This window comes from Helicobacter sp. T3_23-1056 (assembly GCF_053654535.1).
Map to the genome: position 1 here is coordinate 1 of NZ_JBSIUU010000006.1, position 13,026 is coordinate 13,026.

The following is a 13,026-nucleotide window of genomic DNA, read 5'->3' on the forward strand; positions in this document are numbered from 1 at the left end:
CAACTCAAATTACAAGCAGTATAAACATTTTGCAAGAGATAAACTCACTGCAACGCTACTTAGCCACGATAAAATAACCCGCGCTTTTTTGGTGGCTTAGTTTTTGTTTTTTTGATTTTTGATTTTGGTAGATTAGTCTTTTTTGTAGTCTAGTATTTGCTACCAAGATGCACAAAAAAGCAAAAACCACACAAAAATATCACTCCGCAACAACTAGCCACGCACACGATAATCCCCCTTTTTTTTGCACGCACGATTTTGCCACACACTCCCCCGCATTCTATCACACGCACGCGCCCGCACACAAAGACACCCCGCACAAAGACGCGGGCAAAATTTTAGGGGTATTTTTGCTTAATTTCTTTTTGCCTTTAGAAAAAAATTTAGCGAGGTGGAATTGTGAAAAAATTGCAGGGCGTCTTGCAAAAATCTAGCGGGAAAAATTGCAAATGCAAAAATCTAGCGGGGATTTTGGCTGGCATTTTGGCTGGTATTTTGATGATAATCTTAATGGGTTTTTGCAATCGCTAAAATGCGCTAAAACGCGCTAAATGCCACGCTAAGCGGACAATGCCAAAATCAAAAAAAGCCAAAAATTTACAAAAAATATTAAACGCGTATTTTAGGGACTTGTAAGGCTTTGAGTTTATATTTTTGCAGTGCTTCAAAGGCTTAAGGCAAGGGCGTTTTAAGCGTGTTTTTTGCAGAGAAAAAAAATGCTATTGACAAAAATTGCAAAAAATTAAAAGCGTTTGTGTCAAATTTTGTGTCAAATTTTGTGTCAATTATGCAAAATCAAAAAATCCTAGCGACATTAAATCCATACTAAAACCATTTAGAGACTTTTAGCATAAGTGCGGTAGAGATAGCCGAGCTAAAATACGCCCCTGTGTAGCCAAGTGTCAATTCTGTATTTCCCTTCAAAGCCCAATGCAAGTTTATATCCGCCATACCATACACAGCGGATAAATTAAGCCTGCTTTTATCCTGCTTGCCATTATCGTTTAGATAAAAAATGCTAGGGTTATAAAGCATATTATACACAGCGCCAAGTGTCGCGGAAAATCTAAAAGTATTTCTCAATGCTTTGTGGTAGTGTATCTGCACCATCGCTTGAGGTAGATGAAATATGTTTGATTTTACTTCTTTGGCGTCATAAGTGGGGATTCCGCCACCACTTATGATGCCACCGCTTATAGCATTCCATTTTAGCGTTTGGAGCATATCATAGCTTATGCCAAATTCTGGGGAAAAATATGAGTTTCGCTTCACAGAATAAAACTTTTTGCCCGCTTTTATGTCTAGCCCGACATTCCACGCGCTTAGCATATCAGGCTGTGGATTTTGCGTGGCACGCTCATAAGACGCACGCAAATCTACAAACCTCCCCCCTCCCCTCAAAATAGTCTTTATAAACCATTCATTTGTTCCGTGCGTAGCAAATGGTTTGAAATAAGTAAAACCTCCGTTTATGCCGTGATTTTGCCTTGCTACATTGATGTCATCAGTCGCGCTTTTTGTGCTTGTCGATAAATAGCTAAAATCATAGCCTATATACGCGCCAAATCGCCCAGAGAGTGGTCCTAGATTTCGCTCTATGCCCGCTAAGAATCCACCGCCTATATCGTGTCCTTGCGCTTTGGCTTTGGCATTTAGATATGTATGTGTCGCGTAGGGGGCGATGAAAAAATGCTGTTTTTTATCGCCATAATACGGGATAAACACCCTATCAAGCGCGTCTAAAATCTGCTGATTTGTCCATTCTTGTTTGTCTAAATCCACGCCTTTTAAGCGAATCTTATTTACCTCGCTCAAATCCACTCGCACAGAATCTAACTCTAGTTGCTTTTTTTTGTCTTGCTCTAGCTTGGCTTGAGCGGTAAAAAACGCTTCTTTTTCTTTTAGTTTAGATTTTGCTTGCTCGATTTGGTTTTTGGTTTGGGCTATCTCGGGGTTTTTGCCTGCGTTTGGCTGGGCGTAAAACTGCCTTAGCCTTGTTTGGATTGCGCTAATGACATTTGGGGTTAGCTTGATTTCGGTGTTTTGGGCTTTTGCAACTTCGATTTGGGTATGCTCTGCTCTTAGTGATTCTAGCTCGGCTTTGGTATCAAGTGGGGCTAAGTAGTGCTGTTTTGCGATTTCGCTTGCTTGGGCTTGGTATTCTTGCTTGGTGTGCTCTTTTATGGTGTCTATGTCGCGCTCATAGGCGGATTTTATCTCTTTTTGTTTGGCATTCACTTTTAAAAGCTCTTTTTCGCTATTTACGATTAAGGCGTCTTGGTTTTGGGATTCTTGCTTTGTCTTGGTGTTTAGGTTTTTTAGCTTAGCATCAAGGCTTGCTATGTCTCTTTGTCGCTCTTTTTGTGTGGTTTTTTGCGTGGGGGTTAGGTTTTTTATCTGCGCGTCTGCTTCGTAGTCTTTTTGTAGTTGGCGGATTTCAGCATTTATACGCGCGCTTTCTTGCTCTAGAGTTTTGGCTAGGTTTGCTTTGTGGGATTTGCTTTGGGAGATTTGGTTTTGGAGTTTGCTAGCTAGGGCGTTTTGCTCGTTTAATTCGCTATCTCGTTGCTTATTTTTGGTAGCGATTTGCTCTCTTTCTTGTGCTTGGAGTTTTGCTTGGGCTTTGTTTTTTGCCTCTGTCTCTAGCCGTGCTAGCCGTTGTTTTTCTCTCTCGTGAGCTTGGATTTTGCTTTGTAGGGCGGTTTTTGCTTTTTGCTCGGCTAGGGTTTTGGCTTTTTGGATTAGGGTTTCTTTTTGTTTGTCCTTTTCGGCTTCTATGGCGTCTTTAGTGCCTTTTTCGCGCAAATCATCGTGCTGGGCGTTTAGGGATTCTAGTTTGGATTCTAGTTTGGTGATTTCGATTTTTTCTTTTGCGACTTTGCTAGCGACATAGACTTCGATGGCTTCATAGTCATAGTCCCTATTGCGGATAGATTCTTCTGCTTCTTTTAGCTCGCCTACTGCGGTTTTTTTGCCGTAGTTTGAGTGGAAACTTTTTCGCGTCATAGAATCTAATATGCTATCTGTTATGGCGGTATTTCGCAAATGAGTGAGCGCGATATTTTCTAGCATAGCACTTGAAAAAGTCGCATCTTGTGCGTGTAGATTTTGGGTGGCTAGAGCTATGGCTAGTGTGCTTAGACTTAGCCTGCTTAGACTTAGCATATTTGGCGGTGGTAGATGTTGTATTTTGTTTTTTGTGGTTTGTTTTATTTGCTTTATTTGTGTCATTTTTTTCATTTTTTCTCCCTTGATTGCCTTGCGTGGCGTTAGATAAAGCCTTATTAGGCTTGCGTTTAAGCAGGTTTTGCTAGACTACTTTTGCTAAAACTGCTAAAACTGCTAAATCCACATTTTTTGACTGAAAAAGGCTTAAACATTTTTAAGCCTTTTGTAAATAGAAATTAAACTATTTATAAACTTATAACAACCTTAAAAATACAAAATATCGCGTAAAGTAGGTAGTGTTGGCATAAAATGTAAAAAATTGTGACGATGGAGCTGTGCTAGATTTTGGATATGCTTTTGTGGATTTGCAAAAAAGTTGCAAGAAGTGTTTGCCAAGAAGTGTTTGCAAGATTTTTGAAAAGTTGTTTGAAATGTTGTTTGAAATGAGATTTGAAGCGGGGTTTGAAATGGGACAAAAAGCGTTTATAAAATATTTCGAGGGAATCTTAGGGATTTTTTGGGGATTTTTTGGTAAGTTTTGATAGTTTGATTTTGATGATTTTTCATAAATTGCTTAAAAAATGGGGCAAAAAAAATGCTAAGCCTTTATCGATTTTAACGACAAAGACTTAGCAACGCTAGAATCTAATGCGATTTTGCAAATTTTGCAAAAATGTAGAATCTTATAGCTTGCTAGCGTTATTTTTTAGGTAGTCTTTCACACCATCGGCTGTGGGTTTCATACCTGCTTGCCCTTTTTGCCAGCCTGCTGGGCATACCTCGCCGTGCTCTTGGACAAATAGTAGTGCGTCTGCCATTCGTAGCATTTCGTCCATATTTCGTCCAAGTGGCAAATCATTAATAACCGCGTGGCGAATGATTTGGTCTTTGTCGATTAGGAAGCTACCGCGAAGCGCGACTGCTCCATTTACAAGCACATCATAATCGCGTGAAATTTGCTTGGTAATGTCTGAAACCATAGGGAAGCTTACATTGCCGATACCGCCTTGGTCTACGGGCGTATTTTTCCACGCAAAATGCACGACATCAGAGTCGATAGACACGCCTATGACATTGAAGCCTTTTTCGGCAAAATCTTTCACGCGGTGGTCCATAGCCAAAATCTCGCTAGGACATACAAAAGTAAAATCTTTTGGCCAAAAGAACACGACTGCGCCGTTTTTGCCTAGATTTTTGCTAAGCTCAAAGCTCTCTACGATTTGGTTGTTTGCTAGCACTGCTGGTGCATTGAAATCAGGTGCTTTTCTTGTAACTAACATAGTTACTCCTTTTTGTTAAGATTTATGATAATCAATAAAAATTATCAATTAGAATTGTAGCCTATAAAAAGTTAATCAATTTTTAAAAAACACAATTTTTGTGTAATTTTTATGTAAATTTGATATTTTTGTGTGAAATTTTGAAAAATATCTTGGCAAATATCATAGAAAATTTATGTCTTTTTATGCAAAATCATTTATATATTTTGTTTTATAAGATTTTGCTAGAATTATTTTTTGTGCGTATTTGTGCTGCACCAAAATCGTTTGTTTTATGGTTTTTAGATTTTGGGGTTAGGCATTTAGGCAATTTTTGCCATTTTTTGCTAACATTATCGCTTTATGCGTCTTTATCATATCTATCGCAAATCCGCAAAATGACTTAAACATAAAACCCTACAAAAAAGGACAAAAATGGCTACCTCCACAAATGTATCAAACCACACAAATTTATTTATCATAGAAGTAAATTACACTGCGAGTTTAGAAGTGATAGATTCTATTGTAAGAAAGCATAGGGCGTATCTAGCACAGGGCTATGAAGCTGGATTTTTGCTAGCCTCAGGACCGCGAAATCCAAAAACAGGCGGAATCATCATCGGGCGATTTGCTAGTTTGCAAGAAGCTAGAGATTTTACCAAAAATGACCCATACTACCTAAAAAACGCCGCTAACTATGAAATCATCGAATTTAACCCCGTGCTTTTTGATAAGCAAATCAAAGACTTTTTGGGCGCATAAATCCTAGCTCAACAAAAAACGACATAAACAAAGCAAAAACAACCCCAAACAAAACATTAAAAGGCAAAATATGAACCACATTATCCACACCATTGTCGATGCGGTAGGCTCTTTTGGCTATACAGGCATTTTTATTATGATGTTTTTAGAATCTAGCTTTTTTCCATTCCCCTCCGAAGTGGCGATGATTCCCGCTGGATACCTTGTGTATCGTGGCGAGATGAATATGTATCTAGCACTTTTAGCAGGGGCGTTAGGAAGCCTAGCTGGCGCGCTTTTTAACTACTATTTGGCATTGTATTTTGGGCGAGGATTTTTGCTAAAATATGGCAAATATTTCTTTTTCACGCAAAAAACGATGGACAAAATGGATAGCTTTTTCCAAAAACACGGCGAAATCAGCACATTTTTAGGCAGGCTGATTATGGGCGTGCGCCAATACATATCCTTGCCCGCTGGACTAGCGCGAATGAATATCGTAAAATTTAGCCTTTATACGACTTTGGGAGCGAGCATTTGGATAGCTATTTTAGCGGTGTTTGGGTATTATTTGGGTGTGTGGTTTGGCGATGATTTAAGCATTAGCAACATTGTGGATATTTTTTCTTCAAAAGCTGGCATTGCAGAGTTTGCCTCTGTGAAGCAAAACTTGCGCTATATCGCCTTTGGCACGCTAGGTTTTGTCTGTATTGTCGGGCTTATCTATGCTTTTATTTACAAATCCCGCCACAAAAATGACAAACAATAATCATAAAATCTAAAAAAGAATCCACAAATGAACCTAGTCATCGCGCTTGATTTGCCTAGCCTAGAGCAAAATCTACGCCTAATAAAATCGCTAGATTTTCTAAAAGATTCTACCTCACACGACTTAAAATCTAGCGAGCTAAAATCTAGCGAGCTAAAATCTAAAATCTGGCTAAAAGTCGGGCTTAGGGCGTTTGTGCGCGATGGCATAGCGGGGATAGAAGCGATAAAAAATGCGTGTGATTTGCCTATTTTTTTGGATTTAAAGCTCTATGACATACCAAATACGATGGCAGATGCAGTGCAAGAATGCGCTAAAATCGGCATAGATATGCTGACAATCCACGCAAGCGCAGGACAAAGGGCTATGCAAGAAATAATGGCTAGACTTGAAAATTTTACAAATCAAAATCTTGCAAATGAACATCTTGCAAATCAAAATCTTGCGCAAAATCCAAAAGCAGATTCTACCCACGCCATAGATTTGCCAAAACATAATCCCAAAAAACCACTCATAATGGCGGTTAGCGCGCTCACTAGCTTTGATGAAGCAGAATTTAGCGCGGTGTATCATAAAGGCATTAAACAAGCTGTGAGTGATTTTGCCTCTATGTGTGATAAATCGCGCATAAATGGTATGGTTTGCTCCGTGCAAGAGTGCGCATTTATCAAAAAATCTTACCCGCATTTGCTTACCCTAACGCCCGCCATACGCCCAAATCTAACCACAAATATTGCAAAAAATAGCCCACAAACATCTAGCAACAAGACACAAGACAAAACACAAAATAAAACAAAAGATGACCAAAAACGCGTAGCAAGCATACAAGAGGCGTATAATGCGGGAGCGGATTTTATCGTAGTGGGACGCCCTATCTATAATGCCCCATCACCACAAAACGCCCTGCGCGACATACTACAACAAATGCAAAATCTATCATAAGGCAAGCAATGAGCAAAATCAAAATCCTAAAAACCCCGCAAGAATTACAAACCTACTGCGCAAAGCTAAAATCCACAAACAATAACGCCACTTTAGGGCTAGTCCCCACGATGGGCGCACTGCATCTAGGACACGCATCACTAATCACAAAAAGCACAAAAGACAACGCCCACACCATCGTATCAATCTTTGTAAATCCTGCGCAATTTGGGGCAAATGAGGATTTATCCACATATCCGCGCACACTAGATTCTGACATAGCAAAATGCGAAGAACTAGGAGCAAGCGCGGTATTTATCCCAAATGCTAGCGATATGTATGCTAGCGATGATGAAGCGGTGCTAAATGCGCCAAAATCACTTGGTTTTGTGCTAGAAGGGTTTGCCCGCCCTAGCCATTTTAGCGGGGTGCTACAAGTAGTTATGAAACTTTTTTGGCTTGTGCGCCCTGATAATGCGTATTTTGGGCAAAAAGATGCCCAGCAGCTTTTAATCATTCAAAAAATGGTGAAAGATTTTTTTATCCCCATTTGTATCGTGCCTTGCCCTATCGTGCGCGATATAGATGGGTTAGCTCTAAGCTCAAGAAATGCGTATCTATCCCCACAAGAGCGAGAGTGTGCGCTATCTATCCCAAAGGCTATAAAATCTATACAAAATGCCTATCAAAAAATCCTAGATTCTAATGCAAAATCTAAAAATCGCACAAATATCGATTCTAGCAAAATCCTTGAAGCAGGCTTAGCGGTGCTAAAAAATAGCCAAATAAAGCTAGAATACCTAACCACTTGCGACTACGAACTAAGGCAAATAAGCCACATAACGCCAAATAAAAGCATAATCTTGCTCGCAGGATTTGTAGGCAAAACCCGCTTGCTTGATAATCTGTGGCTATAAAATTTGGCTATCAAATTGGATTATAAATCTATGGCTATAAATTTTTGATTGTCAAATATGGATAAAATCAAAGCATAAAGCCCTAAAATAAGCCATAAAATCCCAAAAATATGCCAAAATACCTCACGCAAGATTCTAAGCGACATTTTTAGGAGACATAATGATAAAAAAATATTTCGTTGCGACTTTTTTGCTATGTGCGATTTCGCTAAGTGTGGCGTTTGAGAGTATCGATGACGCGCTAAAAAATGGCGTAAGCAAGGGGGATTTAATCTTTTATGGCAATTTCATAGGCGGTGTAAGCGGCACACAGCGCACAGTTTCAAACAAAAATGCAGGGCTTGCAAGCTATGGATATTTGGGAAATATGGGCTATTTTTTGGGCAATGTCGGGCTAGGATACACTTCAGGTTTTTATAAAAACTTCCGTGCAAGTGTGAGTTTTCGCGCTATGGCTAGCTTTTATGATTCTAAAAAAGGTGCGGGCAATGTCAAAGAGGATTTTTTCAACTCCAATCAAGCAGCCCTAGCAGAATCTTTTATCGAATATTTTGATGGCGATACCAATGTCAAACTCGGCAGAATCGACATAAAAAACGAATGGATAAATACGCTTACCGATGCGATTTGGGTGCGCAACCGCTCGCTAGAAAACCTGCTTATAGAGGGATTTTGGGCGTATGATTTTGGGCGGATTGATTATTATGCGATGACACATTTTGTGCGCCCTAGTGAAGCGGGGGTGTATTATTTGGGGGCGAAGTATTATTTTTTAGATGATAGGCTAACGCTAAAGGCTTACACTTATTTTGCGCCACCGATTTTTACCGCTGTGGGGGGGAATCTCCAAGCAGATTTTGACATAGCAGAAAAATTTACCCTCCAAGCAAGGACGGGCGGAGCATATAGCTTTGAGCATAAAAACGCATTGCAAATCGTGCAATCTAGTGGCAAAAATGACGGGGGGGTGTTTTATCTGCAAGGGAATTTTTCGATGAAAAATACCTTTGAAATCGCGGCTGGATATGTGCTGACGGGATATAAGGCTGGCTGGGGGAGTTTGGGACTTTTGGGGGAGGATATTAGCCCGTTTTTTGTATGGGGTGGACGCGCTTTTAAAACACAGCCAAACGCAAATCTAATCTATGGCAAAATCTCTGCAAAATTAAAGCGATTTAACTTTTTTGTGGCGTATGGTGGGACTTTTTATGACGCATTAGAATCTAGCACAAGCACAAATGGTATCCCAACGCTAAATCGCATAAAATCCACGCAAAATGAAGTTGATGCGGGGTTTGAGATTTGGTTTAGCGATAATGTCATAGGCGTGGTAAATGTGGTAAATACGCATTTGGATTCGCGCGGTGTGCCAACCCTAACGCAAGTAAATGGCGGACTAAGGCTTGCATTTTAGATTTTAGATTTTTTTGACTACTCATTTTATGCGATAAAACGATTTTGCATTACGCTTTTTTTGCATTTTTAGACTAGCCTAAAAGGCTAGATTTATGATATTGTGGGGTTGTTTGCCTATTGTTTGTTGATTGTTTGTGTATGGTTTATTTATCATTTGTGGTGTATTTACTTTGGAATACATTTTGCTAGCAAGCAAACCAAATGTAAAAGAATCCGCAAGGAGAACATAGCCAAATGCGCACAAAATATCAAAACCAAGACACATCAAACAAACATATATTTGCTAGATTTTCACAAAAATGGGCTTTTTTGGCAACATTAGCAAAAATCGCTGCAAAAATCGCTAATGTTTGTATGCGTTTTGCAGATTTGCACTTATTTAAGCCGTATTTTTTGCAAAAATCTATCAAAAATCTAGCATTAGTAGCATTGATACTAGGTGGTTGCCTGCTAAACTCTATCCCAGCCAAATCGCACACGCTAAATTGGGACGATTTAGAAGAGACACAAAAAACGCTACTAAAAAAACTTTGGAATGTCGGCAAGCCCTATGATTTGCACTATGCACTGATTGCGATTTCGTATGCAGAATCTAGGCTTGGGCTATATCCGCTAAATCTGCAAACTTATGATTGTGGCGTGCTACATATCAATATAAAAAGCTATCTTAGGTTTAATAAAATCAAAGATTCCCCGCTAAATCGCAATATCTATTGTGGCAATCTAATCGTAAATGAGGATTTATCGATAAATGCCGCGCTTGATACGCTTCAATATTTTTATGAGTATTGGGCTAAGCGCAAAAAAAATCCCCTAGAATACGCTATCAAAAGCTACAACGCAGGGTTTAAGGTGCATTCTGCAACGGCACAAAAATACTACAACAAAGTCTATAAAAACATACAAGAAATCAAAAAGCTAGAAAAACAAGGACTATTGCGCCAGCAAAGAGCGGCAAAGACGCAGTAGATTTTGGTTTTTTGCGCTTTTGCTACTTTAGTTTTTTTGACATTTTTGCGCACTTAGGTTTTTGTTTTTGCTATTTTTAGTTTTTTTTTCATTAGAATTTAGTTTTTGTCATTTCGTTTTCTTGTCAATAGATTTTGGTTTTTGTAATTTCGTTTTTTTCCATTTTTATCTTTTGTCAATAGAATTTGGTTTTTTACTATTTTTGTTTGTAGTTTTTTGACATTTAGCGCGATTAGATTTTGCGCTAGCACAAATCCCACAATAACTGCCAATTTTTTCATTGAGCAAAGCGCGTAGCACGAAGCAAAATATCTCTATTTATGTTTTAGATTTTAGTGATACTTCGCTCACTTTGTTTGTGCAATATGACAAGCGAATTTTTAATATTGTTGATATATTTTACTTACCATTAAATATGACAAAATCCCCCTCTCTCTGCGGAGGGGACTAAGAGGGTGGGTAGATTTTGATTACACAAAAATCTATTTTTTGTCATTTTCCAGTCATTTTTTCGTCATTGCGAGCGGATTTTGCATAAAATCCGCGTGGCAATCTATTTTTTTTATCAAAATCTTGTCATACTGCGGTTTGGCACAAACCGAAGTATCTCTAATTCTCACAAAAACAACATTATTTCGGCTTTTGCAAAGCCTTAATATAACAAGATTTCCCGTCATTGCGAGATTTTGCGCTAGCAAAATCGTGGCAATCTATTTTTTGCTTTGTGAATGTGGATTGCCACGAATCTGCTTCGCTACGCTTGCAGATTCTCGCAATGAAAAAAATGTCTTTTTTCTAAAAAATACCCACCCCCTAGCCCCCTCCGCAAGGGAGGGGGGAATATCTATCATACTTTGTGTCTTTTAAGCAAATAAACTCCAAAGTATCCAAAATCTTAAGTCTTGTCATACTGCGGTTTGGCACAAACCGAAGTATCTCTAATTCTCACAAAAAACAAAGTTATTTCAGCTTTTGCAAAGCCTCAATATAACAAGATTTCCCGTCATTGCGAGATTTTGCGTAAGCAAAATCGTGGCAATCTATTTTTATTAGATTGCTAAATGTGTGTTTTTGCGATTTTATAGAATGTAGATTGCCACGCATTGTATTCAAAAGCAATGCGTGGCAATAACAAAAATAGTCTTTTTAATGAAAAATACCCATATCCTTAATTCCCCCTCCGAAATGTAGATAAAAATCCACATTCATTGCAAGCAAGTTGCAAGGCTTACGGATTTTCACAATGGTAATCTAGCAATGGCAAGGCACAATAACAGCGATAAATCTTGCTTAAAAGCTAAAAGTATATCTAGCAGTTATGCTATACCTTGATTGCAGATTCCATTTTGCTGAATAGCCACTACCATCGTCATATTGTCGTTTTCGATTTAGCAATGTCGTTGGCAAAAACGGCACTCTAGCGACTATTTCTACCCCGTGATGTTTAGCGATATTTGTGCGCAAACCTACATTTAGCGCGACATCAAAGCTAGTTTTTGTCAGCTTTTGTTGCATTTGTTTTTCTTCATTATCAATATCTTTTCCAAACCAAGTATTGCCACCAAGCCCAAGCCCTACAAATCCACCAAAATCGATATTCTCTTTAGCGATAAAATTCCCTAGAAAATCCACATTTGCGCCATAATTTAGTTGTGTGCCAGAATATGTTATACCACTCATCGTTATGCTACCGTGCAAAGCATTTACATTTATATATGCCCTCAATCCTAAAAATGGCGTAAAAAAATGTTTATACCCTGCGATAAAACCCTCTGTGACGCCATCTCCTGTGTAAGAATATGTTGCTTTTTCATTGAGATTTGTATCAGTATAAAAAACAACACTTTTAAAATGCGCATCACCATAACCAACTTCCACCCCTACAAAAGCACCGCTTTGCTCAGCTATGGCTAGAGGGCTTGCTAGTGCAATAGCTAGCACACATTTAGTAGTTACATTTTTCATTTTTGTCCTTTTTTGTAGATTTTTGTTGCTTTAATAATGCCTATGGCACGCTAAAAACAACAGCGGGTATGCTACAAAAAAAAAAAAAAAACGGATTTTAAACAGAGTGTTTATGTCTTGCGCGTTGTAAGTTGTAAGTTGTAAGTTGTAAGATAATTGCAAAAATGAGTGAAGTAAGTGATTTTCTATTATTGCAAAATGTTAAGATTTACAAAACTAGAATCGTGGGGAGTTATTGTTTGTGTCATTGCAAGCGAAAACAAATAAAGCAGGCAAAAAAAATAAAGCGCAGTTTTTTAGAAAAATCGTTAGATTTTGTGGCAAGTTATTTTTATGATTTGGTTTATGGATTGCCACGCTGCGTAATCGTGGCTTGCAATGATAGATTTTTCCCATATTTTGTGGAGGTGCTAAGGGTGGGTAGATTTTGATTACACAAAATCTATTTTTTTATCAAAAACTTGTCATACTGCGTTTGGCACAAACCGAAGTATCTCTAATTCTCACAAAAACAGAGTTATTTCGGCTTTTGCAAAGCCTCAATATAACAAGATTTCCCGTCATTGCGAGATTTTGCGCTAGCAAAATCGTGGCAATCTATAATTTTTGAGATACTTTGGGCTACGCCCTAAGTATGACAATTTGTGGTGTAGATTGCCACGCATTGTATTCAAAAGCAATGCTCGCAATGATAAGATATTTCGCATTCGCCTAAATATGACAAGGTTTTATTTTTGTGATTGCAAGATTTTGCGTAAGCATTATCGTAGCAATCTATTTTTCGCTTTGTGAATGTAGATTGCCACGATTTTGCTTCGTTACGCTTGCAGATTCTCGCAATGACAAGATATTTCGCATTCGCCTAAATATGACAAAAATGTCTTTTTCTAAATAAAAATAC

At 38.5% G+C, this 13,026-nt stretch carries 19 protein-coding genes; 14 read left to right on the top strand and 5 right to left on the bottom strand.

The genetic code is table 11. The features are described from left to right. Positions 1-156 precede the first annotated feature (156 nt). Together ACWIUO_RS04115 and ACWIUO_RS04120 are read left to right on the top strand one after the other, a co-directional pair. Entirely contained in the window at positions 157-342 is a 186-nt protein-coding gene (locus ACWIUO_RS04115) for a hypothetical protein (RefSeq protein WP_454176658.1), read from the top strand. Positions 343-399: 57 nt separating this feature from the next. Continuing rightward, positions 400-531 carry a hypothetical protein gene (locus ACWIUO_RS04120; RefSeq protein WP_454176659.1) on the top strand — a complete coding sequence of 44 codons (132 nt, stop codon included), beginning with the start codon at positions 400-402 and terminating at the stop codon, positions 529-531. A 294-nt stretch (positions 532-825) separates the two neighbouring features. Here the strand turns inward: ACWIUO_RS04120 and ACWIUO_RS04125 are convergent, their stop codons facing one another. Beyond that, a complete protein-coding gene (locus ACWIUO_RS04125; protein ID WP_454176660.1) occupies positions 826-3,240 on the bottom strand; it encodes a hypothetical protein in 2,415 nt (804 codons plus the stop codon). A 263-nt stretch (positions 3,241-3,503) separates the two neighbouring features. Between ACWIUO_RS04125 and ACWIUO_RS04130 the strand changes: the two genes are divergently transcribed. After that, positions 3,504-3,710, top strand: coding sequence for a hypothetical protein (locus ACWIUO_RS04130; protein ID WP_454176661.1), 207 nt, complete (start codon positions 3,504-3,506; stop codon positions 3,708-3,710). Positions 3,711-3,851: 141 nt separating this feature from the next. Here the strand turns inward: ACWIUO_RS04130 and ACWIUO_RS04135 are convergent, their stop codons facing one another. Then, positions 3,852-4,448, bottom strand: coding sequence for a peroxiredoxin (locus tag ACWIUO_RS04135; protein ID WP_023926841.1), 597 nt, complete (start codon positions 4,446-4,448; stop codon positions 3,852-3,854). A 414-nt stretch (positions 4,449-4,862) separates the two neighbouring features. On the opposite strand from ACWIUO_RS04135, the gene ACWIUO_RS04140 reads away from it, so the two are divergent. From ACWIUO_RS04140 to panC, 4 genes are all read left to right on the top strand, one after another. Beyond that, positions 4,863-5,189, top strand: a complete 327-nt coding sequence (locus ACWIUO_RS04140; RefSeq protein WP_454176662.1) for a YciI family protein — start codon at positions 4,863-4,865, stop codon at positions 5,187-5,189. A 70-nt stretch (positions 5,190-5,259) separates the two neighbouring features. Continuing rightward, positions 5,260-5,937 carry a DedA family protein gene (locus ACWIUO_RS04145; protein ID WP_454176663.1) on the top strand — a complete coding sequence of 226 codons (678 nt, stop codon included), beginning with the start codon at positions 5,260-5,262 and terminating at the stop codon, positions 5,935-5,937. A gap of 27 nt (positions 5,938-5,964) precedes the next feature. Further along, positions 5,965-6,879 (top strand): orotidine 5'-phosphate decarboxylase / HUMPS family protein, encoded by a 915-nt coding sequence (locus tag ACWIUO_RS04150; RefSeq protein ID WP_454176664.1) that lies wholly within the window; start codon positions 5,965-5,967, stop codon positions 6,877-6,879. A 17-nt stretch (positions 6,880-6,896) separates the two neighbouring features. After that, positions 6,897-7,775, top strand: coding sequence for a pantoate--beta-alanine ligase (panC, locus tag ACWIUO_RS04155; RefSeq protein ID WP_454176773.1), 879 nt, complete (start codon positions 6,897-6,899; stop codon positions 7,773-7,775). A gap of 20 nt (positions 7,776-7,795) precedes the next feature. On the opposite strand, the gene ACWIUO_RS04160 is transcribed toward panC, so the two are convergent. Then, entirely contained in the window at positions 7,796-7,921 is a 126-nt protein-coding gene (locus ACWIUO_RS04160; protein ID WP_454176665.1) for a hypothetical protein, read from the bottom strand. 14 nt (positions 7,922-7,935) lie between these two features. Between ACWIUO_RS04160 and ACWIUO_RS04165 the strand changes: the two genes are divergently transcribed. The 4 genes from ACWIUO_RS04165 (at position 7,936) to ACWIUO_RS04180 (ending at position 11,027) form a co-directional block, all read left to right on the top strand. Beyond that, on the top strand, positions 7,936-9,189 hold the full coding sequence (locus ACWIUO_RS04165) for an Opr family porin (protein WP_454176666.1): 1,254 nt from the start codon (positions 7,936-7,938) through the stop codon (positions 9,187-9,189). A 236-nt stretch (positions 9,190-9,425) separates the two neighbouring features. Next, on the top strand, positions 9,426-10,160 hold the full coding sequence (locus tag ACWIUO_RS04170; protein ID WP_454176667.1) for a hypothetical protein: 735 nt from the start codon (positions 9,426-9,428) through the stop codon (positions 10,158-10,160). 280 nt (positions 10,161-10,440) lie between these two features. Next, positions 10,441-10,611, top strand: a complete 171-nt coding sequence (locus ACWIUO_RS04175; protein ID WP_454176668.1) for a hypothetical protein — start codon at positions 10,441-10,443, stop codon at positions 10,609-10,611. Between the two features lie 38 nt (positions 10,612-10,649). After that, complete coding sequence (locus ACWIUO_RS04180; protein ID WP_454176669.1) at positions 10,650-11,027, top strand: hypothetical protein; 378 nt, start codon at positions 10,650-10,652, stop codon at positions 11,025-11,027. Between the two features lie 93 nt (positions 11,028-11,120). Here ACWIUO_RS04180 and ACWIUO_RS04185 read toward each other — a convergent pair whose 3' ends face one another. Then, entirely contained in the window at positions 11,121-11,273 is a 153-nt protein-coding gene (locus tag ACWIUO_RS04185) for a hypothetical protein (RefSeq protein ID WP_454176670.1), read from the bottom strand. A 177-nt stretch (positions 11,274-11,450) separates the two neighbouring features. Next, positions 11,451-12,125, bottom strand: a complete 675-nt coding sequence (locus ACWIUO_RS04190) for an outer membrane beta-barrel protein (protein WP_454176671.1) — start codon at positions 12,123-12,125, stop codon at positions 11,451-11,453. 164 nt (positions 12,126-12,289) lie between these two features. Here ACWIUO_RS04190 and ACWIUO_RS04195 point away from each other — a divergent pair, with 164 nt between their 5' ends. The 3 genes from ACWIUO_RS04195 to ACWIUO_RS04205 all read left to right on the top strand — a co-directional run bounded on the left by ACWIUO_RS04195 (position 12,290) and on the right by ACWIUO_RS04205 (position 13,020). After that, positions 12,290-12,556 carry a hypothetical protein gene (locus tag ACWIUO_RS04195; RefSeq protein WP_454176672.1) on the top strand — a complete coding sequence of 89 codons (267 nt, stop codon included), beginning with the start codon at positions 12,290-12,292 and terminating at the stop codon, positions 12,554-12,556. Further along, positions 12,553-12,735 carry a hypothetical protein gene (locus ACWIUO_RS04200; RefSeq protein WP_454176673.1) on the top strand — a complete coding sequence of 61 codons (183 nt, stop codon included), beginning with the start codon at positions 12,553-12,555 and terminating at the stop codon, positions 12,733-12,735. Before ACWIUO_RS04195 ends, ACWIUO_RS04200 begins: the two co-directional genes overlap by 4 nt. 126 nt (positions 12,736-12,861) lie before the next feature. Next, the gene (locus ACWIUO_RS04205) at positions 12,862-13,020 is read left to right on the top strand and encodes a hypothetical protein (protein WP_454176674.1); all 159 of its coding nucleotides are present in this window, start codon (positions 12,862-12,864) and stop codon (positions 13,018-13,020) included. Positions 13,021-13,026: the final 6 nt, after the last annotated feature.